The sequence below is a fragment of the Corallococcus sp. RDP092CA genome (assembly GCF_041903675.1).
Classification (GTDB): Bacteria; Myxococcota; Myxococcia; order Myxococcales; family Myxococcaceae; genus Corallococcus.
The window spans coordinates 107,918-129,051 of the sequence record NZ_JAYESI010000020.1; the positions used below are offsets into that span (position 1 = coordinate 107,918).

12 protein-coding genes and 2 pseudogenes are annotated in these 21,134 nt (G+C 71.7%); 9 read left to right on the plus strand and 5 right to left on the minus strand.

The window, feature by feature from the left end; translation table 11 throughout:
• Nucleotides 1-382 precede the first annotated feature (382 nt).
• The 5 genes and pseudogenes from alaS to U8525_RS21655 all read left to right on the plus strand — a co-directional run bounded on the left by alaS (nucleotide 383) and on the right by U8525_RS21655 (nucleotide 10,219).
• Nucleotides 383-3,079, plus strand: a complete 2,697-nt coding sequence (alaS, locus tag U8525_RS21635; RefSeq protein ID WP_374268186.1) for an alanine--tRNA ligase — start codon at nucleotides 383-385, stop codon at nucleotides 3,077-3,079.
• Nucleotides 3,076-3,744, plus strand: coding sequence for a hypothetical protein (locus U8525_RS21640; RefSeq protein ID WP_374268187.1), 669 nt, complete (start codon nucleotides 3,076-3,078; stop codon nucleotides 3,742-3,744). Before alaS ends, U8525_RS21640 begins: the two co-directional genes overlap by 4 nt.
• A pseudogene (locus U8525_RS21645) lies at nucleotides 3,741-4,028 on the plus strand (TIGR02266 family protein); the annotation flags it as partial. The gene U8525_RS21640 and the pseudogene U8525_RS21645, both read left to right, overlap by 4 nt.
• A gap of 3,708 nt (nucleotides 4,029-7,736) precedes the next feature.
• Entirely contained in the window at nucleotides 7,737-9,491 is a 1,755-nt protein-coding gene (locus U8525_RS21650; RefSeq protein WP_374268219.1) for an Hsp70 family protein, read from the plus strand.
• 104 nt (nucleotides 9,492-9,595) lie between these two features.
• Nucleotides 9,596-10,219, plus strand: a complete 624-nt coding sequence (locus U8525_RS21655; RefSeq protein WP_374268188.1) for an outer membrane protein — start codon at nucleotides 9,596-9,598, stop codon at nucleotides 10,217-10,219.
• 50 nt (nucleotides 10,220-10,269) lie between these two features.
• Here the strand turns inward: U8525_RS21655 and U8525_RS21660 are convergent, their stop codons facing one another.
• Nucleotides 10,270-11,607 carry a glutamate--cysteine ligase gene (locus tag U8525_RS21660; protein WP_374268189.1) on the minus strand — a complete coding sequence of 446 codons (1,338 nt, stop codon included), beginning with the start codon at nucleotides 11,605-11,607 and terminating at the stop codon, nucleotides 10,270-10,272.
• A gap of 59 nt (nucleotides 11,608-11,666) precedes the next feature.
• Between U8525_RS21660 and U8525_RS21665 the strand changes: the two genes are divergently transcribed.
• The 3 genes from U8525_RS21665 (at nucleotide 11,667) to U8525_RS21675 (ending at nucleotide 17,084) form a co-directional block, all read left to right on the plus strand.
• Nucleotides 11,667-12,497, plus strand: coding sequence for an EI24 domain-containing protein (locus tag U8525_RS21665; protein WP_374268190.1), 831 nt, complete (start codon nucleotides 11,667-11,669; stop codon nucleotides 12,495-12,497).
• A gap of 227 nt (nucleotides 12,498-12,724) precedes the next feature.
• A complete protein-coding gene (locus U8525_RS21670) occupies nucleotides 12,725-15,970 on the plus strand; it encodes an MXAN_5808 family serine peptidase (RefSeq protein ID WP_374268191.1) in 3,246 nt (1,081 codons plus the stop codon).
• A 199-nt stretch (nucleotides 15,971-16,169) separates the two neighbouring features.
• On the plus strand, nucleotides 16,170-17,084 hold the full coding sequence (locus tag U8525_RS21675) for a hypothetical protein (protein WP_374268192.1): 915 nt from the start codon (nucleotides 16,170-16,172) through the stop codon (nucleotides 17,082-17,084).
• Here U8525_RS21675 and U8525_RS21680 read toward each other — a convergent pair whose 3' ends face one another.
• Complete coding sequence (locus tag U8525_RS21680; protein ID WP_374268193.1) at nucleotides 17,085-17,801, minus strand: glycerophosphodiester phosphodiesterase; 717 nt, start codon at nucleotides 17,799-17,801, stop codon at nucleotides 17,085-17,087.
• Nucleotides 17,802-17,918: 117 nt separating this feature from the next.
• On the opposite strand from U8525_RS21680, the gene U8525_RS21685 reads away from it, so the two are divergent.
• Nucleotides 17,919-18,140, plus strand: a complete 222-nt coding sequence (locus U8525_RS21685; protein WP_374268194.1) for a twin-arginine translocase TatA/TatE family subunit — start codon at nucleotides 17,919-17,921, stop codon at nucleotides 18,138-18,140.
• Here U8525_RS21685 and U8525_RS21690 read toward each other — a convergent pair.
• The 3 genes and pseudogenes from U8525_RS21690 to U8525_RS21700 all read right to left on the minus strand — a co-directional run.
• Nucleotides 18,137-18,928, minus strand: a complete 792-nt coding sequence (locus U8525_RS21690) for a hypothetical protein (protein WP_374268195.1) — start codon at nucleotides 18,926-18,928, stop codon at nucleotides 18,137-18,139. The genes U8525_RS21685 and U8525_RS21690 overlap by 4 nt on opposite strands.
• A 6-nt stretch (nucleotides 18,929-18,934) precedes the next feature.
• Complete coding sequence (locus tag U8525_RS21695) at nucleotides 18,935-20,812, minus strand: hypothetical protein (protein ID WP_374268220.1); 1,878 nt, start codon at nucleotides 20,810-20,812, stop codon at nucleotides 18,935-18,937.
• Nucleotides 20,813-20,989: 177 nt separating this feature from the next.
• Nucleotides 20,990-21,088: pseudogene (locus U8525_RS21700) on the minus strand (zinc-ribbon domain-containing protein); the annotation flags it as partial.
• Between the last annotated feature and the right edge of the window lie 46 nt (nucleotides 21,089-21,134).

The window sequence follows — 21,134 nt, forward strand, 5'->3', positions numbered from 1 at the left end:
CAGAGAATGTTACGCAGTGCGACAGACGCCACTCCTCGGCCTGAAGTCGGCCTCCGAGGCGCCGCCGTCAGATCCTGACGGGCAGCGACATCCGCGCCCGCCTCCATCCGCCAGGGCCTTCGCGCAGGGCTGTCACACCACGGCGTTCAGCACGGCCCTCACCGCTCCGCCGAAGCGAGTGGCCCCCCCGCCCTTGGAGCGCACGCCGGGTTCCCGAGCAGGCATCCACGCTGGGCTCCAATGCACCTGGCACGAGCGGAACTCCGCGCTCCCGACCGCTCCCCTGCCCCCCATCGTCAGCCCTGCCCACATGCCCCGTCCGCCGGGGATGACCCGTCCAGGAACTGCTGCGCCCGCCCCTCTTGTGGCATATACCCACACCATGCCTTCCGCCCTCACCGCCTCCCAGATTCGCGAGGCGTTCCTCCAGTTCTTCGAGGAGCGCGCCCACCGCCGCGTGGCCTCCTCCTCACTGGTGCCCGTTGGCGACCAGACCCTGCTGTTCACCAACGCCGGCATGGTCCAGTTCAAGGACGTCTTCACCGGCCGTGAGCAGCGCGACTACCGCCGCGCCACCTCCTCGCAGAAGTGCGTTCGCGCCGGCGGCAAGCACAACGACCTCGACAACGTGGGCTACACCGCTCGCCACCACACGTTCTTCGAGATGCTCGGCAACTTCTCCTTCGGCGACTACTTCAAGGCCGACGCCATCGCGTTCGCCTGGGAGTTCGTGACGAAGCGGCTCGGCCTGGCCGTCGACCGGCTCGCGGTCACCGTGTTCAACGGCGAGAACAACATCCCCTGGGACGAGGAGGCCTTCGAGCTGTGGGCGAAGCAGGGCGTGGCTCGCGACCGCATCCTGAAGCTCGGCTACAAGGACAACTTCTGGGCCATGGGCGACACCGGCCCGTGCGGTCCCTGCTCGGAGATCCACTACCACCAGGGCGACGACATCCCCTGCGTGGAAGAGGCCGCGGGCAGGAAGTGCCAGGGCGTCGCGTGTGATTGCGACCGGTGGCTCGAGATCTGGAACCTCGTGTTCATGCAGTTCGAGCGCAAGGAGAAGGACGCCCCCCTCATCCCGCTGCCCAAGCCGTCCATCGACACCGGCGCCGGCCTGGAGCGCATCGCGTCCGTCGTCCAGGGCAAGCGCTCCAACTACGACACCGACCTCTTCCAGGACATCCTCGCCACCGTCAGCCAGCTGTGCGGCAAGCCGTACACGCAGGAGTCCGGTGCTTCGCAGCGCGTCGTCGCGGACCACGCGCGCGCCACCGCGTTCCTCGTGGCCGACGGCGTCCAGCCCTCCAACGTGGCGCGCGGCTACGTCCTGCGCCGCATCATGCGCCGGGCCATCCGCCACGGTGACCAGCAACTGGGCATCAAGGAGCCCTTCTTCTTCAAGGTCGTGGACCGCGTCATCGAGCTCATGGGCGACGCCTACCCCGAGCTGCGCGACGGCCGCACCTTCATCCTCGAAGTGGCCAGGCATGAGGAAGAGGGCTTCCGCCGCACGCTCGACCGCGGCCTCAAGCTGATGGACGAGGAGCTGGCCAAGCTCCAGGCCTCCGGCGGCAAGATCCTCTCCGGCGACGTCGTCTTCCTGCTGCACGGCACCTACGGCTTCCCGTGGGACCTCACGCAGATCATCGCGCGCGAGCGCGGCTACGACGTGGACCTGGAGGGCTTCAACAAGCTCAAGCAGGCGGAGGCCGACGAGCAGGAGGACTTCGTCAAGGACCAGAAGTCCACCAAGGACATCTTCCAGGGCGTCCTGTCGCGCACCGCGCCCACCCAGTTCCTGGGCTACGACGGCGAAGGCCACGAGGGCGAAGGCAGCGTCATCGCGCTGGTGCAGGACGGCGTGGAGGTGCCGCAGGTCTCCGCGGGCACCACGGCGGAGGTCGTGCTGGACCGCACGCCCTTCTACGGCGAGTCCGGCGGCCAGCTGGGCGACACGGGCCGCATCGTCGCGCACGGCGGCAAGACCGTGGTGCAGGTGAAGGACGCGCAGCGCCCGGTGCAGGGGCTCATCGTCCACAGCGTGGAGGTGAAGGAAGGCACGCTGAAGGTCGGCGACATGGTGCAGACGTCCGTGGACGTGGAGCGCCGCAAGGCCATCCGCGCGAACCACTCGGCCACGCACCTGCTGCACAAGGCGCTCAAGCGCGTGCTCGGCGAGCACGTGAAGCAGGCGGGCTCCGTCGTCGCGCCGGACTTCCTGCGCTTCGACTTCTCGCACTTCTCCCCCGCCACCCAGGAGCAGTTGGAGCAGGTGGAGGACCTGGTCAACACGTGGGTGCGCGACAACGCGGACGCGCTGACGCGCGTCATGAACCTGGACGACGCGAAGAAGTCCGGCGCCGTGGCCATGTTCGGTGAGAAGTACGGCGAGACGGTGCGCGTCGTCACCGTGCACCCGGAGTCCACGGAGCTCTGCGGCGGCACGCACGTGAAGCGCAGCGGTGACATCGGCCTGTTCAAGATCACCAGCGAGAGCGGCGTCGCGTCCGGCGTGCGCCGCATCGTGGCGGTGACGGGCGTGGGCGCGCTCCAGTTCGTGCGCGAGCAGGAGCACGAGCTCAAGAAGGTCGCGGCGCTCCTGCGCACGAACCCGAAGGAGGTCGCCGTCCGCGTCGAGGCCACCCAGAAGCGCGTGAAGGAGCTGGAGCGCAAGGTGGAGGAGGTCGCGGTGAAGGCCCAGACGGCCTCGCAGAAGGACCTCCTGGACCAGGCGCGCGAGGTCAACGGCATGAAGGTGCTGGCCACGCGCGTGGACCCCGCGGACGACAAGGTGTTCCGCGGCATGGCGGATCAGCTGCGCGACCGCATCGGCTCGGGCGTCATCGCCATTGGCGGTGAGAAGGACGGCCGCGCGGTCATCCTGGTGGCGGCCACCAAGGACGTCGTCGCCAAGGGCATCAGCGCGGGCAACCTGGTGCGCGAGATGGCCAAGGAAGTGGGCGGCAAGGGCGGCGGCAAGCCGGACATGGCGCAGGCCGGTGGCCCGGAAGCGGACAAGCTGCCCGTGGCGCTTGAGAAGCTCTACGAGTTGGTGAAGGGCGCGAGCCCGGCGTGAGTCCTCGCGCCCCCTCCCGCTCCCTGGCGCTCCTGACGGCGGCCCTCCTCCTGGGAGGCTGCACGAAGGAGACCTCCACGCCCGAAGGCGGACCGGAGGCCGACGCGCGCACGCTCGAGAAGCTGCGCGCGGAGGCGGACCGGGTGAGGCAGGGCGGCGCGCCGGCCATGCGTCCGGTGCCGCCGCCTCGGGAGCCGGAGGAGTCGAAGCTGGCGGGCCTGGCCGCGAGCATGGGCGACACCGGCCCGCGCAAGCTGCGGCTGCCCGAGCGCAACGACACCGTGCACGTGGACACGGTGGCGATGAAGGTGACGGGGCTGGAGGCGTCGCACTCGGTGAAGGGCGCCTCCGGCAAGATGGGGCTGGGGCTCACCACGGAGGACCTGTTCCTGCGCGTGGAGCTGATCACCCAGAACGTGGGCGGGATGCCCGCGCCGCTGACGCTGGATGGCGCGAGGCTGACGGACGCGAAGGGGCAGACGTATCCGCTGGCGCGCGACGCGCAGGCGGTGGCCGGCACCAGGCCCCTGCCCACCACGTGGGCGCCTGAACAGCGCACGGAGGTGGTGCTGTTCTTCGAGGTGCCGCCGGACGCCGTACAAGACGATGGGCTGGCGCTCGTGGTGCGGGGCTCCGGCGGGGACGTGCGGATCCCCTTGCGATGACCGGGCCGGCCCCCAAGCTCCTCCCCCTGCGCATCCGCCTGCCGTACGCGGGCGAGGAGGAGTTCATCGAGCGGTATGGCTCGAACGTGGGGCGCGGCGGGGTGTTCGTGGCCACGCGCGCGCCCAAGCCCGAGGGCACGGGCCTCGCGTTCGAGTTCGTCCTCACGGACGGCACGCGCCTGCTGCGCGGTGAAGGCGTGGTGCTGAAGACGCAGCCGGACGCGGGGCGCACCGGGATGACGGTGCGGTTCACCAAGCTGGATGCCGCGAGCAAGGCGCTCATCGACCGCATCGTCGCGCGGCGGAGCGGGCCGGAGGCGGCGGTGGCATCGCCTGCCGCGCCCAGGGCGGCGGGCACGCCGCTGCCGCCGGGGCTGGTGCGACGGACGCCGACCGTGAAGCCGGCACAGCCTGCCGCACGCGTGAGGGCGGAGACGGCTCCGGCACCGCCGCAGCCTCCTGCGAAGGTTTCCCTCGATGAGCCGCGAACGCGTGCCGCGACGCCGAAGGCGTCCATGACGTCGCCGGCCGTGCAGGCGCCCATCGCGGTCGCGCCTCCGCCCGACCTGGCTGAGCCCGACGAGCCGGTGTCGCTCTTCCCGGACCACGCGGCCGATGAGGAGGAAGCGCTCGCGCCGCTTCCGGAGGTGGGCTTTTCGCAGAGCCCCCGGAAGCGTCCGGCGAGCACCGATGTGCAGCGGGCGACCCAGGAGATGTTCACGGTCCAGCCGACGACGCCTGCATCCAGCGGCGCCCCGGCAGAGGAACGGATGCCCACGGCATCCGGCACCTTCCCGCCGGTGATGGCGCCCCCGGTCGAGGCGGGGTGGACGTCTGGGCCACCCGTGGTTCCGACGCCGGGGGATGCGGGTGAGTTGGGGACAGGCGCGCTGCCTGCTTCGGTGACGCCCGAAGAAGGCCGTGCGGAAACGTCTCCCTGGGAGTCGACGTCCACGGATACCGCGAACGCGGCATCGGAGCCGGGCAGCGAGGCATGGACCACGGACCGGCCGGAAGCGGACACCACGGAGGCGACTGCCAGCAACGCGAGTGCCTCATCGGATGCGTTCAGCGACACCTGGACATCAGGCCAGGAGGGAGAGACCTCCACGGAGAGGAGTGCCAGCAACGCGAACGCCGCAACGGAGCCGTTCAGCGATATCGGGACTTCGGATCAGACGGACGAGGCTGCCTGGAGTTCGACGTCGTCCGTTGAGTCAGACGAACCGAAGAGCTCGTTCTCCGATGCCGAAGCCTCCGCCTGGGAATCAGCTCCGGGCACGACGGACGCGCCCACCGCGGAGGACGGTCGCACGGAAGCTGCTTCCTGGGAGCAGGCCCCCACGGATGCGCATGCCACCGCGTCGGATTCGGCGGAGACAGGAGCGTCGTCCGCATCGGACGGTGATGCGGCAGCCGCTACGCACTTCACTCCCTCGTCAGTGGAGGCGTTTGATCCAAACGCCGTGCTTGGAGCAGCGCACGCTCCCGGGCAGGCCGAATGGCCCTCCGAATCCGTCACGCAACCAGCGGATGACACAGCCTCCGGGACTGAGTTCGCGGCCACGACAGGTGAGACGGAGCCTGTCCGCGCTGAAGCAGCAGCCGTATCCGCCGAGACGCAGCCGGACTCCGACCCGCCCCCCGACTTCGACGTCGACCTCAGCATGGAGCCGGATGAGGCACCCGCTCCCACGGAGAGAGCGCCGTCGTTCGCTCCGGACGCCCATGCGACGGATGCGACGCCCTCTCCGGAAGGAGACACCGCCTGGGCCGTGTCGGACTCCGACGTGGAGGGTGTTGCTCCCGAAGCTGTGCCCCCGCTGGAGACGGACTTCACGGCGTCTCCAGCCTTCGGTGTCACCGAAGGCCCGACAGACGCGACGCCTTCCGAGGATGGGCATCGCGCATGGGCCGTGTCGGACGCCAACGCGGATGGAGCCGCTACCGAAGCAGCGCTGCCTCCGGCACCCCATGCCACCGAGGGCTCGCCAGAAGCGAGCCACACCTGGGCGGTCTCCGACTCCGACGTGGTGGAGGTCGGTACCGAAGCAGCGCTCCCGCAGTCGGAACGCTTCGCGGAGCCTCCGGCCTTCGATGTTGCCAAGGACTCCACCGGCGAGACGCTCCCTGCGGAAGCGCACAATGCTTGGGCGGAGCCGGACTCCGAGGCTGCGGGAGTCGATCCCCAAGCAGCGCTCCCGCTAGCCGAGGGCTCCACCGGCGAGACGCCCCCTACGGAAGCCCACAACGCATGGGTGGAGCCAGACTCCGAAACCGAGGGGGTCGATGCCCAAGCAGGGCCCCCTCCAGCGGAGCACATCACGGCTGCGCTGGACACCGACTCCCCCCAGGGCTCAACCGAGGAGGCTCCTCCTCCCGCGGAAACCTCCAGGGCAGCCACGGACTCTGACTCCGCGGAAGACATCGCCGAGGCAACGGCACAACCGCCGGAGTTTCGTTCAGCGGATGCCTCGGCGCCCGACGCTGTGGATGGGGACGCGAAGGAACATCCTCCCCTGCCCGATCCAACCTCGACGCTGAATCAGCGGGAGGCCGACCACCTTCGAGCGTGGGGGATTGAGCCGAGCTCTCCTCCGCACGCATTCAGCACGGATTCTTCGGAGGACGTGGATCCGTTCAGCGCGGCGCTTGAACAGACTGCCGAAGGCACGGAGCCGGCAGCGCACGAGGACGCCTCGCCTCCGCGCACCGAAGAGCCCTTGCGAGAGCCGAGCACAGAGCCCGTGCTCGATACGCCCGCCATCGTGGCGTCGGCGGATGCCCACACGACGCCCTCGGTGCCTGACGCTGTTTCCGGGACTCCGCGGGATGAGGAGGAGGACGCGTCGACAGTCGTCGTGGTCGAACTGCCCGAGGAGGACGCGTGGACGGCGCTCGTCGGAACTTCTGCTCCTCCATCCGACGCCACGACTTCTTCCAAAGCGGAACCGCCGAACCCGTTCGCAACGGATGCCGTGGCTACGGGCGACGCCTCGTCTGAATCCGAGCCGGAGCCGGCCCAAGCGTCAGGGCATGACGATGCACTGGCGTCGACTCTGGACGCAGAGGCTGCTGCCACTCCCGCACCCACGGATACAGCCGCGACCGAAGCGGGCACGTCCGTCACGAGCACCGCATCCACGTCGAATGCGGCAACCCTCCAGGAGGCTTCGTCCTCACCTGCTATCTCCTCAGCGGACACGGCGACTGCGCTCGTCCCTGCTTCCGACGCGCCTTCCTCCACCGAGGAAGCTCCAGGCTCGACCCAGCGCGAGGGTGAAGCGGCATCCCAGGGGACGTCGCCGGTCCATGTGTCGGTCGGCGTCTCCGTCCCGCCGCTCACCGCACAGTCATCGCTTCAGGCCGACGTCGCGGCGCAGGCTCCGCTCCCCCCTGATGCGACAGCGCCAATCCGCCCTGCTTCGGAGCAACTGCCCTCGCAAGCATCGGACACGCCGGAGGCCTCCCGCCCCCCCGAGGCCGCGGCTCCGACCCACGCGGCTTCCGAGCAACTACCCCCGCAGGCACCCGACGCGATGGCAACCTCGCTCGGCAGCGAGGCTGCGGCTCCGACCCACGCGGCTTCCGCGCAACTGCCCTCGCAAGCATCGGACACGCCGGAGTCCTTCCGTCCCCACGAGGCCACGGCTCCGACCCGCGCGGCTTCCGAGCAACTGTCCCCACAGGCATCCGACGCGATGACGGCCTCGCTCGGCAGCGAGGCGGTGGCTCCGACCCGCGCGGCTTCGGCCCCACCGCCCTCGCAAGCATCCGACGCGATGACGGCCTCGCTCGGCAGCGAGGCGGTGGCTCCGACCCGCGCGGCTTCGGCCCCACCGCCCTCGCAAGCATCCGACGCGCCGGCGGCCTCGCTCGGCAGCGAGGCCGAGGCTCCAACCCAAGCAGCTTCGGCGCAACCGCCCTCGCAGGCCTCTGTCACGACAGAGGACTCCCACCACCACGAGACCGCGCCTTCGCAAGCATCCACCGTGGCGGGCTCCCCGCCCCACGAGGCCTCGACACAAACCACGCCGCAGCCACCGCGCGCCGACGAAGCCGCCCCACCGCCGTCCGCTGACGCGCAGGGCAGCGCCGCCACCGCGCGCAGCCGCCGCCGCACGCTGTTCGACCTGACTCCCGCCGTGCCCGCCACGACGCCCGCGGCGGCGGAGGTCGTGCTCGGCATCGACGTGGGCACCTCGCACGCTCGCGTCGCCGCGTTCATCGACGGCGTCGCCACGCCCATCCCCATTCCCGGCACCGACGGCCCGGGTCTTCCCTCCGTCATCGCGGTGAACAGCTCCGGCGAGTTCCTCGTCGGCGCCGCCGCCCTCGTCGAAGCCGCTCGAGCCCCCCGCCGCGCCGCGCTCGGCCTCAAGCGCCTGCTCGGCGTGCGCGCCCGCTCCCCCAACCTGCGCTGGCTCTCCCCGCAGCTCGCCTTCCCCATCGCCACCGACCTCCATGGCGACGCGGGCGTGGAGCTCGATGGCCGCCTCATCTCCCCCACCCTCCTCACCGCCATGCTGCTGCGCGAGCTGCACCAGGCGGCCACCACACACCTGGGCCGCAAGGTGACGCGCGCCGTCCTCTGCGCGCCCTCGCACTTCACCGAACGCCAGCGCGCCGCCCTGCGCGAAGCCGCCACCATGGCCGGCCTGGAGGTGCCCCGCGTGCTCACCAACAGCGCCGCCGCGGCGCTCGCGTACGCGCACGGCCGGGGCCTCGCGCGCAAGCGCGTCCTCGTCGTGGACCTGGGCGGCGGCGGCCTGGAGGTCTGCGTCGTGCAGGTCACCGGCGATGACCTGGAGGTCGTCACCACCGGCGGCGACCCCACCCTCGGCGGCATGGACTTCGACGGCCGCATCGCCGAGGCGCTCGCCAGCGACCTCTCCGAACAGGGCCACCCCCGCCCCGAGCACCTGCTCGACTGGGGCCCCCTGCGCACCCTCGCCGAGTCCACCAAGGAGTCCCTCTCCAGCCGGACCACCGTGGACGTCACCCTGCCCACGGGCCCCGGCCCCACGCTCGACCGCGAGCGCGTGGAGGCCCTCACCGCCGACCTCGCCCAGCGCGTCGTCTCCGTCACCCGTGAGGTGCTGGAGTCCAACGCCCTCTCCCCCCAGGGCCTGGACGCCGTGCTCCTCGTGGGCGGCCAGTCCCGCGCGCCGCTCGTGCGCCGCCGCCTGGAGGAGAGCCTGGGCGTCCCCGTGCGCGACGACGACCTGGATGCCCGCACCGCCGTGGTGCGCGGCGCCGCGCTGCTCGGCCACGCGCTCCTGCTGTCGGAGACCGGCAAGCCCGCCGCCAGCGTCTCGGAGGTCCTCACCGCGCCCATCGGCGTCGCCGAGGACGCCGGCTCCTTCCGCCGCGTGCTGGAGCGCAACACGCGCCTGCCCACCGCGAAGACGCTCGTCATCCCCACCACCGCCCCCGGTCCGCTCGCGCTCGCCTTCTTCCAGGGCACCGCCACCACCGCCACGGAGAACGAGTGGCTCGGTGCCCTCACCCTCACCGTGGAGCGCCCCGGCGAGGTGGAGGTGCACCTGGAGCTGTCCGCCGACGGCACCCTCGCCTTCAGCGCCACCCTGCCCGGCGCGAAGCGGCAGCCCGTGGCGCTCGCGACGGAGGACCTGGACGACGCCTCCCGCGACGCCCTCATCGCCCGCTCGCCCTTCCACGCCGAGCCGGAAGCCCGGCCGGGCGGCCTGCTTTCCGGGTTGAAGAAGCTCTTCGGACGGCGCTGAGGCCCTCGGCCTCCTGGCTCCGCTCCCCGGGCAGGTGCGCCGTCCGGCTCCGCAATCCCAGCTTCCATTCCAGGTCCCACACTTCAAGCAGGAGGAACCCGGACATGCGGAAGACTTCGATGGTGACTGGACTGGCGGTGGCCGGCGTCTGCGTGGCCGGCTCCGCGCTCGCGGCGGACGCGACGGAGGTCTCGCGCAAGCTCAGCTTCAGCGAAGAGGACGTCCAGGCCGGCCTGGACGTGGGCGTGGGCCTGGGCGGCTACACCGGCAAGCTGGGCAATGAGACGGGCGTGGGCGCGCTGTTCAACATCACCGCCAACGCCCAGCCCTGGAAGTACATCGGCGTGGAGGCCGGCTATGAAGGCCAGAACATCCCCATCGATGACGCCCGCGTGCTCGGCGGCAACAACATCTGGCGCAACAACGGCACGCTGCTGGGCAAGCTGGGCCCCGTCATCGACCGCAAGTGGCACCCCTTCGTGGGCGCGGGCTTCGGCCTGAGCTACCTGCACGCGTCCTCGGGCTCCCGGGACGTCTACAACAACGACTGGCAGACGGAGGTGCCCGTGGCCGCGGGCATCGAGTACCGCCTGGGCCACCTGGCCGCCGGCGTGCGCGCCACCTACCGCTTCGTCGGTGGCGAGGAGCTGGCCACCATCCCCGGCACCAACGACGACGCCAAGGGCAGCCTCTTCAACGGCAACCTCACCCTCGGCGGCCGCTTCTAGGCTGGCCTCGCGTCCGCGGGAGGTGACGCCCCCGCGGACGCGCCACGGCCTCACAGCTCGAAGCGCGTCATCAGCACCTCCGGACGCGGATCCTCCGTCCACGCGTCCAGCACCGCCTGCGCGGGCGACCGGCCCGAGGCCGCCACCGCCTCCAGCGGCGCGAGCAGCGGCGCGTCCTCCGCGTCCAACCGCTGGAGCCCCCGCTTCGCGATGGCCACCATCTCCCCGGCCAGCCGGTGCAGCTCGCGAGCCCCCAGCTTCCCGGCCAGGCCCTCGCGGCGCGCGGTGTCGTGGAACGCCAGGTGCTCCGTGAAGGTGAGCCGGGGCAGGAGCAGCTCCGCCTCCCCCAGCGCCTGCGCGTCGTAGAGGATGCCGCGCCAGAGCGCGCCCAGGGCGCCCGTCATCGCCGCGCTGGCGCTGTCCGCGCCGCGCACCTCCAGCACCTTCTTCAGCCGCACCTCCGGGAAGAGCGTGGACAGGTGGTCCGTCCAGTCCCCCATGTCCGGCGGCTCGCCCTCGTAGCCCTCCTTCAGGAGCTGGCGGAAGCTGAGCTTCGGGTGGCGGTACTCGCCGTCGCGGCGCAGGAACAGGAGCGGCGCGTCCAGCGCCCAGTCCACATACGCCTGATAGGAGAACGACCCGTCGAACCACGCCGGCAGGTAGCCGCAGCGCGTGGGGTCCACCTCTTCCCAGACGCGGCTGCGGAAGGACATGTAGCCGGCCGGCCGGCCCTCCAGGAGCGGGCTGTTGGCGTACAGCGCCACCAGCAGCGGCGTCAGGCGCGCCACCACCACCGTCTTGCGCACGCAGTCCGCCTCGTCCGCCCAGTCCAGCGACACCTGCCCGGTGGACGTCATCAGCATCATGTTCAGCGCCAGCCGGCCGCGCTCCGGCAGCGTGCGGCGCATCACCTGGTAGCGCGTCTTGGGCATCCACGGCATGTCGCCCGTCGTGCCCACCGGCCGGTAGCCCAGCGCCACCAGCCGCAGGCCCAGGCCGGACGCCGCCGCCTTCGTCTCCTCCAGGTGCGCCAGGTTCTCCTGGTGCGCCTCGCGCGCCGTGCGGAACGGGCTGCCGGACAGCTCGAACTGCCCGCCCGGCTCCAGGGAGATGGCCGCCATGCCCCGCTGCAACGCGATGACCGGCGACTGGGGCGTCTCCCGGAAGGGCTCGTAGCCGCCCGGCGCGATGCGCTCCAGGAGGGCTCCCACCCCGTTCGGTCCCTCGTAGGGCACGGGTTGGGCGGACCCCACGGGATAGATGAACTTCTCGTGCTCCAGCCCGAGCAGGTGCTCGGTCCGGGGCTTCTCCGCCTTGCGAAGCTCTTCCACCAGGGGGGCGGCGGAAGTGAGTGGCTCGGAGGCCACGCGCTTGAGGTCGAGGGACATGAGGGCGCCCTATATAACGGGGCCCGCTGGCCTTGCCCTCATTTGAGCACCCTGCCCCCATGCGTCCTGCATCCCCCGTCCCCGCCCTGGCCCCCCAGCCCCGTCTGTCGGATTTCTTCCAGGGCGTGGGGGTGCTCGGCCGCGCCTTCGGGCTCATCTTCCGCTCGCGCCCCCTCCTCCTGCTGTCCAGCCTGTGCGCGGTCCTCACCGCCATCACCCTGGTGGGCCTGGCCGTCCTCCTCTACCGCTACGCCCCCGGCCTCCTGGAGTCCGTGTGGCCCCGGCCCGCCTCCTGGTACGGCCGCGCCGGCTGGATGCTCGCGCTCGTCCTGGGCGCGCTGGTCGCCTGGGTCGTGGGCGCCAACGTGGTGCCCCCATTGCTGCTCACCCCGCTCCAGGATCCGCTGTCGGAGGCCACCGAGGCCGCGTGTGCCCACGCGGACGCCGTGCGCTCCCCCGCCTCCTTCCTGCGCGGGATGACGACAGGGCTGTTGCACACGCTCGCCCGCATGGCGCTGCTCCTGCTGGGGCTGGCGGTCCTCCTCCCGCTGAACCTGGTGCCGGGCGCGGGCAGCGTCGCGTTCACCGTGCTGGCCAGCCTGTGGACCATGCTCTGGATGGCGGCGGAGCACCTGGCCACGCCCATGACGCGCCACCTGTACCCCTTCGCCGAGGTGCGCCGCATGCTGCGCGAGCGCCGGGCCCTCTGCCTGGGCTTCGGCGCGGGCGTCTACCTGCTCCTGTGGGTGCCCATCCTCAACACCTTCTTCCTCCCGGTGGCCATCGTCGGCGGTACCCTCCTCTACCGCGCCCTGCGGGAGGCCGGGGACCTGGCCCCGCCGCCGGACGCGGGAGGCCTCCCGGGCCCCCTGCCCGCCAGCAGGGCCTGACGCGAAATAAAGGGGGACGCCGGGTGTCCGTACCTCCAGGCCCACCGGGAACGCATTGCCTGCGGCAGACGTTCTCGGTCGCTAGTGACAAGGCCACGCCTTGAAGCACCTGGAAGCCGTGATTAGGCTTGCCCGGCCGCTGCCTGGTCCCTTGGCTCACGTCGAACCGTTCGGATTCACAAGGCTTTTCACGCATCACCGGGGGCGCCTCTCGCGCCCCAGCTGGGATGAACCGCATGCCGCGTATCTTCCGCCGCATCACCGCCGTCGCCGTTCTGTTGGGGGCCTGGGCATTCGCAGGCAGTGACCGAGCGCCCCTCCCGCTCACCGTGGGAGCGGCGGAGGCGGGGCAGGACTCCTGGGACGGCGCGCTGCCGTCCTCCGGCAAGGGCGAGAAGGCCCCTCACGACCTCAACAGCCTCCGCGTCCTCACGAAGGTCATCCTCTACGTGAAGGAGAACTACGTCGACCCCAAGCGGGTGAAGCCCAAGGAGATGATGATCGCCTCCCTGGAGTACGTGGAGAAGAGCGTCCCGGACGTGCTCGTGGACGGCAACCCGGAGACGGGCAAGCTCAACGTCAACGTCAACGGCAAGCAGAAGGAGTTCGACATCTCCCACGTGGACTCCCTGTGGAAGATGTCCTTCGCGCTGAAGGACGTGTTCGACTTCCTGTCCAAGAACATGCGGCCCATCGAGGAGACGCGCGACATCGAGTACGCCGCCGTCAACGGCATGCTCTCCACGCTGGATCCGCACTCGGTGCTGCTGCGCCCGGAGCTGTACCGGGAGATGAAGCTGTCCACCAAGGGTGAGTTCGGCGGCCTGGGCTTCGTCATCCAGATGAAGGAGGGCAACCTCACCGTGGTGAAGGTGCTGCCCAAGACGCCCGCGGCGCGCGCCGGCATCCAGAAGGACGACCGCATCAAGAAGATCGGCGAGGAGTCCACCGTCAACATGGACCTCAACGAGGCCGTGTCCAAGCTGCGCGGCCCGGTGGACAGCCGCATCACCATCACCGTGGAGCGCGACGGCTGGGACAAGCCCCGCAACATGACGGTGGCGCGCGCCATGATTTCGATTGAGTCCGTGCAGCACAAGCTGCTCGCGGGCGGCGTGGGCTACGTGCGCCTGAAGAACTTCCAGGGCAACACCACGCGCGACCTGGAGGCGGCGCTGGCGGACATCCGCAAGCAGGCGGACGCCAAGGGCGGCTTCAAGGGCCTGGTGCTGGACCTGCGCGGCAACCCGGGCGGCCTGCTGGAGCAGGCCATCCAGGTGTCGGACACGTTCCTGTCCAAGGGCACCATCGTCGCGACGGTGGGCTTCAGCGACAAGCTGCGCGAGGAGAAGCGCGCGCGCCCCACGGAGGGCGAGGAGTCCTACCCCATCGCGGTGCTGGTGAACGCGGGCAGCGCCTCCGCGTCTGAGATCGTGGCGGGCGCGCTCAAGAACCTGGACCGCGCGGTCATCATCGGGCGCCAGACCTTCGGCAAGGGCAGCGTGCAGGTGCTCTACGACTTCCCGGACGACAGCGCGCTCAAGCTGACCATCGCCAAGTACCTCACCCCGGGCGACGTCTCCATCCAGGAGGTGGGCATCGTGCCGGACATCCAGCTGGTGCCCACGCGCGTCACCGCGGACCGGGTGGACGTGTTCGCGCCGCGCAAGTCCATGGGCGAGGCGGACCTGGATCAGCACTTCGGCAACCCGGAGTCCACCACCGTCGCCAAGAAGCGCGAGGAGGTGCTGGACCGCGAGAAGCCGGGCACCAGCCTCAAGTACCTGAAGGTGGACGAGAAGGCCGTCCAGGCCGCCGCCAAGAAGGACGAGCCCAAGGAGAAGGTCGCCGCCAAGCCGGGCGCCGCCGCCAAGGACAAGAAGGAGCACGGCCAGAATGATCCGCTGCTGGACGTGGACGTGGCCGGCCAGGGCGAGGACCTGGACGACCAGCTGGACGCGGAGTCCCAGGAGGAGATCAAGGAGGACTTCGAGGTCCAGTTCGCCCGCGACTTCGTCCTGAAGGTGCCGGCGGTGAAGCGCTCCGAGCAGATCGCCAAGGGCAAGCAGTTCGTGGAGCAGAAGCGCAGCGAGGAGGAGCAGCGCATCAACAACGCCATCGCCGCGCTCGGCCTGGACTGGAGCCCCGGCCCCACGCCCAGGAACGTGCAGCTGGACGCCAGCTTCTCCCCGGGCCCCGACGCGAAGATCGCCGCCGGCGAGCAGATGGACATGGTCATCAACGTGGAGAACAAGGGCACCGAGCCCCTCAAGCGCGTGCGCGGCTGGACGGAGAGCGACAACGCGTTCCTCGACCGCCGCGAGTTCCTCTTCGGCGCCCTGGCCCCCGGCGAGAAGAAGTCCTGGAAGGTGCAGGTGCGCCTGCCCAAGGACCTCACCAGCCGCCGCGACGACGTGAAGGTGAAGCTGTTCGACGACAACGGCGCGCTGCGCGACACGCTCGTGTCGGAGCTGTCCTTCGTGGAGCTGCCCCGCCCCACGTTCGCCTTCAACTGGCAGGTGGTGGATGACTGCGCCGAGTGCAACGGCGACGGCGTCGTGCAGCGCGGCGAGGACGTCACGGTGGTGATGGACGTCACCAACACGGGCGTGGGCCCGGCGCTGGACTCGTTCGCGCAGATCAAGAACGGCGGCGACGCGAACATCTTCATCGAGAAGGGCCGCTTCAAGCTGGGCGAGCTGAAGCCCGGGGAGACCAAGACGGCGCGCTTCCAGGTGTCCCTGAAGAAGGGCTACAAGGGCGACACCTTCCCGCTGAAGCTGGCCATCCTCGACGAGCCCCTGGAGGAGTTCGTCCTGGAGAAGCTCCAGCTGCCCGTGAAGGACGGCCCGGTGGCCCCGCTGGAGGCGAAGAAGGGCCTGGTGAAGCTCAACGACAAGGCGGAGCTGTTCGCCGCCCCCACCGCGGACGCCCGTCCGGTGGCGAAGCTGCCGCAGGGCGCGACGCTGGCCCTGGAGGCCACCACCAGGGGCTACTACAAGGTCGCGCTGGACAAGGACCGCTTCGCCTTCGTGCGCACGCAGGACGCGAAGGAAGTGAAGTCCGGCAAGGCCGCGGCGCCCAAGACGGTGGCCTACGCCACCACGCACCAGCCGCCGGACATCAAGCTGGACGTGGATCCGTCCCACGGCGGCGTGGTGGTGAACGGCGACAAGTTCACCCTCTCCGGCGTGGTGAAGGACCCCAACGGCCTGCTGGACGTCTACGTGCTGGTCAACGACCAGAAGGTCTACTTCAAGGCCGTGGACCCCAAGGGCGGCGAGCCCAACACGCTGAAGTTCACCTCGGACTTCGCGCTCAAGGAGGGCAACAACAACGTGCTGGTGGTGGCCCGCGAGAGCTCCGAGTTCGCCAGCCGCCGCACGCTGGTCATCCGCCGCCGCCCGGCGGAGGTGGCGCAGAAGGTGACGACGCCCGCCACCGCGGCCACCCCGACGCTGAAGCCGCGCTAGCAGCGGTCCTCCGGGTCACGCGCCCGGAGCGCCTGACCCACGGGCGGCTCGCTTCCAGCGGACGCTCCCCTCGCGCGAGGGGGCGTTTCCCTGGAGGAGGGCCGCCCGTTTTGTTGACGCTTCACCGAGGGCCGATTTAGGGTCCGCCGGAGGTGGGCGCCCGCTTGGCCGGCATGCGTCCCGGAGGCGTGATTCCCCCATGCGGACGTTCAGTCGATGGCTGGTGCTCGCGACGGCGCTGTCCGGGGCCGCGGCCCATGCGGACGACAACGACCTGGTCCTTTCCCGCTTCGGCGTCCAGCGCCGGGGCGTCACCTCGGTCATCACCGACGCGCAGTTCGCCGAGGCCAGCGCGGACTTCCGCGCCTTCGCGCGCACGTTCGGCGCGGTGATGACGTCCGCGAACCTGATGCCGCCGCGCACCACGGGCCACTCGGGCTTCGCGTTCAACGCGGAGCTGTCCGTGGTGTCGCTGCCGTCCTCGGAGGACGTGGCGCTGCCCACGGAGAAGGAGCAGCCGGGCTCCGTGCTGGTGCCGTCCCTGCACGTGCGCAAGGGCCTGCCCTTCTCGCTGGAGCTGGGCGGGCGCGTGGGCTGGATCGAGAAGAGCGGCATGGTGACGGCCACCGGCGAGCTGAAGTGGGCCGTCAACGAGGGCTTCACCTACCTGCCGGACGTGGGCGCGCGCCTGCACGTGACCAAGCTGTTCGGCGCGCACAACCTGGACCTGACCACCACGGGCCTGGACATCGGCGTGGGCAAGCAGTTCCCCCTGGGCGGCATGGTGACGCTGACGCCCTACGGCGGCCTGGACCTCAACTTCGTCAGCGCCACCACGCGCACGCTGGACTTCGACCCGGGCCGCACCCAGACGGACTCGGGGGGCAACGACTCGCGCGACGCGCTGACCAACGCCGCGCCGTATTCGAAGGTGAAGGGGGGCGACAACCTCACCCCTCGCTTCTACGCGGGCGCGCGCTTCGTTGGCGGCGTGCTCCAGCTGGGCGCGGAGCTCTCGCTCACCAGCCTGGGCAGCTTCGAGCAGGAGGGCGCCGGCAGCCGCGACCTGCCCTCCGTCTTCGCCTTCAACACCACGCTGGGCCTGGACTTCTAGTCAGCGCAGGGCCTCGCGCACGAGGCCCGGGCGGTTGGTGATGAGGTAGGACACCCCCAGGTCCCGCAGCACGCGGGCGCGCTGGGGGGCATCCACCGTCCACGCCGCCACGCGCAGCCCGGCCTCGTTCCACGCGGCCACCCGCTCCGGCGTGCACGCCTCGTGGAAGGGGTGCACCGAGTGCGACGACACCAGCGGGCTCAGCGCGTACGCCTGGAGCGCCCAGGGCTTGTCCGGGTCGAGGAGGAAGCCCCGGCGCAGCGTGGGCGCCACCGCCGCCAGCCGGAAGAGGCACAGCGGGTTGAAGCTGGACACCACCACGCGGCCTGCCAGGTCCCGCTCGCGCACCAGCCGGGCCACGCTCGCCGCCAGGCCGCCGTCGTCGAAGCGGTCGCACTTGAGCTCGATGTTGACGAGGAGGTGCTCCGGCAGCGCGTCCAGCACCTCCTCCAGCAGGGGGATGCGCGCGGGGGCGAAGCCCAGGGGGGTGCCCACGTCCGCGCGGGAGAGCTTCCACCAGGGCGTGGTGCGCACCTCCCACGGCTGCCCCGCGAGGCGGTCCAGGTGCTCGTCGTGGCACACCACCACCTCGCCGGAGCCGCACACCATCGCGTCCAGCTCCACGCCGTCCGCGCCCTGGCGCACGGCCTCCGCGAAGGCCTCCAGGGTGTTCTCGGGGGCATCGGCGCTGGCACCACGGTGAGCGAGCAGGAGCATGGGGGCGCAGTGTGCGCTGGAATGGCCCCCGGGCGCAGCGCCCGCGTGGCGGGCGCGTCCGGGGGTGGACGCGGGCGCGACTTGCCACGCGGGGGCCTTTATTGCAGTGTCCGACGCATGCTGGGCCTCGGAGAGTTCATCGTCCTCGGCTTCATCCTGCTGGTGGTCTTCTCGGCCGCCCGGATGGGGCAGCTGGGCAACGCGGTGGGCAAGTTCGTCTACTCGTTCCGCAAGGCGTCGCGCGGCGAGGACCTGGTGGACGTGAAGCACCTGCCCCACTCGCGCCGGGGCAGCACCGACGCGGACTTCACGGAGACGCCCAAGGACCGGCGCTCCTAGAACTCCTCCCCTGTCGGCAGCACCAGGGGACCGGGCGGGCTGCCGGGCGCTGGCGCGAGCAGCAGGCGCGCGGCCTGCTGCCTCAGCGCGGGCAGGAGCCCCGCGTCCTCCACCAGCTCGCGCAGGTCCGGGGTGCCGAGCAGCGGCACCAGCTTGGCGCCCACCTCCGGCGGCAGGTACGGGTTGAAGGCGAGCGCGCGGCGCACCTTGGGGCGCACGGACCAGCGCGGCGACTTCCAGATTTCAACGAGCGGCTCCGGGCGCGCGGGCCTGCGCGCCGCGATGCGCACCACCAGGTCCTCGGTGAGCCGCGGGTTGATCAGCACGTTGCGCAGCACGGCCGGGTTGCTGACGGTGGCCAGGCGCGACAGCACGTCCGGGTCGCGCGTGAGGCGGGCCATCTGCTTCAGGTGCCCCAGGGACTGGTTGGCGGCCTGCGCGTCCGCGCGGGCGGCGGCGTCCGCGTCCAGCTCCTTGCGCGCGGGGCCCTGGGCGAAGAGGTCCGCCACCGCCTCCAGCGACTGCACGTGCGCCATGCGCCGGAGCGCCACCACGTGGGGGATGTGCTCGGCCTCCTGGTCCAACGCGGCCAGGAAGTCCGACAGCACACAGGTGGCGGGGGCCTGCCCGGCGCGGGACAGCGTCAGCAGGTGGCCGATGAGCTCGTTGGTGTCGAACGGCTCGCGGCGGGCCAGCTCACGCGCGGCGGCCTTGCGGCGCACGGCGGCGCCTCCGCCCAGGGCGTGCAGGTGGCGGGCGAGCGCCCGCGCCTCCTCCAGCGACGACATGACGCTTCAACCTCCCGTGCGGTCCGCGGTGGGTTCGGTGGGGATGGGCTCCAGCGTCACCTCCAGCCGGTAGCCGTCGAGGTCCGCGGGGAACTCCTGGAACAGCAGCAGGAAGGGCACCTTGCCGCTCGGCGGCACCGGGAGCGACGCCGCGTCCATGCGCTGGCGGAGCGCGGTGGCGGCCTCGCGCGTGGTGACGGCGTGGAGCTCCTCGGGCGTGGCCAGCGCGCCCGCGAGCCCCTCCGTGGAGCGCACCCGCTGGTCGCCGTCGAAGAGCGCGGCGCGAACGCGCACGGCCGCGGCGGCGCCGGTGCGGTTCTCCGCCTCGCCGCGCACGACGTAGAGCATGCGGCCGTCGCGCGTCTCATAGAGGCCGTTGGTCACGTCGCTCGCGACGAACGGGCGGGGCGCGGGCAGCACCAGCGCGCGCAGGCGGTCCGGGGACAGCGTGGAGGGGTCCACCTTGCCGTCGCGCAGGTACACGGTGCCCAGCGCGCCCAGGGCCACCACCAGCGCGGCGGCGATGGTGACGTTGAGCACCAGCCCCGTCAGCTTCCGCGCGCGGCCGGGCATCCGGCGCTGGGGCATGCCCACGTCCTCGATGCGGGCGGACGGCTTGGCCACGGTGACGGCGGGCCCCGTGCGCATGTGGGCCAGCTCCACGACCTCGCGGCGGGGCGTGGTGATCTTGAACGGGTCGCCGTCGTCGTACGCCGGCACGTCGCTCAGCAGCGAGATGCCGCCGGGCTCCTCCACGCCCGCGTCCGAGGGCACGTCCCCCAGCAGCGCGGCGCGGCCGGTGTCCGACGCGACCATCCCCTCCTCGCCGGAGGCCCCCGCGCCGGAGAAGTCGAACAGGTCGCCCATGGGCTCCGGGCCGGCGCCCAGGTCCTCGGGGGCGGCGGACAGGTCCTGCGGGGGCGCGGCGGCCATGTCGATGGACGCGAACGGGTCGTCGCTCTCGAAGCCTGGCGCGGGCGCCACCGGGCCCAGCGCCGCGGCGCCGCTCGGAGCGGGCTCGGCGGCGACGTCCGCGGCATGGCGCAGGGACGCCGCGTCCGGGGCCGCGGGCGTGTCGATGGGGAAGTCGAAGAGCGGATCCGGCGCCGGGTCCAGCGAGCCAGCGGCGGCCGGGCCCGGGGAGGCGACAGGTGGCCCCCCGGGACGTGACGCCCCGACGGGTCCAGGAGGCGGAGTCACGCGCGCTGGAGCGGCCGCCCCCGGAGGCATGGCCGCGCGTGCTGGAGCCGCCCCCGCGCCGGCCGGAGGGGCGGCAGCGGGCGGCATGGCCGCGCGAGCCGGAACCGCGCCCGCGCCGGCCAGTTGGGAAGCTGGAGGCGTGGCGGCACGCGCCGGAGCCGCGCCCCCGGCCGGGAATGCGGCATGCGCCGGAGCCGCCTCAACGGCCCCCGGAGCTGGAGGAGCCGTCATCCCAGGAGGAACCGGACCCCGGGCCGCCACGGCGCTCGGAGGGCCTCCCAGGGGCGCGGCCTCCGGGGAGAACGCCCCGGGTCCGCTCGAAGCCACGGCGGCCGGACGGGCCGCGCCCGCGGGCCCCGGCGCGAACGCCCCAGGAGGCGCGGTGCGGGCGCCAGGAGGCGCGAAGGCCCCCGGGGGCGCCGGGCGGGGGGCCGCCACGGGAGGCGGGGGGGCGGCGCTCGGCGCCGGTGCGTCCGCCATGAAGTCCGCGAACGGGTCCTCCAGGTCCAGCCCGGTCAGGTTCGTGGGCGAAGGCAGGGGCGCCGGCGGGGCCGCCTGCCGCCGGGACGCCACGCCCGGGGACGGCGAGGGCGGGTCGAAGGGCATCATCGCCCCACCGGCCCCCGGCGCGGCGGGCGGGGCATCCACGTCGATGTCCACGTCCACGTCGCCCCAGGTCTTCATCTGGGACTTCACCGTCGGGGCGCCCGGCGCGTAGTACGCCGCCCCGGGACGGGTGACCTCACCGGTGGGCTCCGGGGCCTCCCCGAACGCCTGGAACGGGTCCGCCTGCCCGGCAGGAGGGGCGGCTGGCGGGGGGGCGCTCAGGGCTGGCGCGGGCTCACGCGCGACCCGAAAGGTGTTCTGACATTTGGTGCAGCGGACCTTGACCCCTTTTTCCGTCACCTTCTCGTCGGGGATCTTGAACCGCGTCTGGCACTGTTCGCACTGGACGATCATGGGGTCGGGTCGGGGGGACTCAGAGCATAGGCCCACCCGGCGACCA

What these genes read in the sequence shown, in the direction of transcription:
- U8525_RS21690 (WP_374268195.1), bottom strand. Translation starts at nt 18,928, where the DNA reads ATGTCGTCGCTGGAGGAGGCGCGGGCGCTCGCCCGCCACCTGCACGCC.
- U8525_RS21665 (WP_374268190.1), top strand. Translation starts at nt 11,667, where the DNA reads ATGCGTCCTGCATCCCCCGTCCCCGCCCTGGCCCCCCAGCCCCGTCTG.
- U8525_RS21685 (WP_374268194.1), top strand. Translation starts at nt 17,919, where the DNA reads ATGCTGGGCCTCGGAGAGTTCATCGTCCTCGGCTTCATCCTGCTGGTG.
- U8525_RS21655 (WP_374268188.1), top strand. Translation starts at nt 9,596, where the DNA reads ATGCGGAAGACTTCGATGGTGACTGGACTGGCGGTGGCCGGCGTCTGC.
- U8525_RS21660 (WP_374268189.1), bottom strand. Translation starts at nt 11,607, where the DNA reads ATGTCCCTCGACCTCAAGCGCGTGGCCTCCGAGCCACTCACTTCCGCC.
- U8525_RS21680 (WP_374268193.1), bottom strand. Translation starts at nt 17,801, where the DNA reads ATGCTCCTGCTCGCTCACCGTGGTGCCAGCGCCGATGCCCCCGAGAAC.
- U8525_RS21675 (WP_374268192.1), top strand. Translation starts at nt 16,170, where the DNA reads ATGCGGACGTTCAGTCGATGGCTGGTGCTCGCGACGGCGCTGTCCGGG.
- alaS (WP_374268186.1), top strand. Translation starts at nt 383, where the DNA reads ATGCCTTCCGCCCTCACCGCCTCCCAGATTCGCGAGGCGTTCCTCCAG.
- U8525_RS21670 (WP_374268191.1), top strand. Translation starts at nt 12,725, where the DNA reads ATGAACCGCATGCCGCGTATCTTCCGCCGCATCACCGCCGTCGCCGTT.
- U8525_RS21695 (WP_374268220.1), bottom strand. Translation starts at nt 20,812, where the DNA reads ATGAAGACCTGGGGCGACGTGGACGTGGACATCGACGTGGATGCCCCG.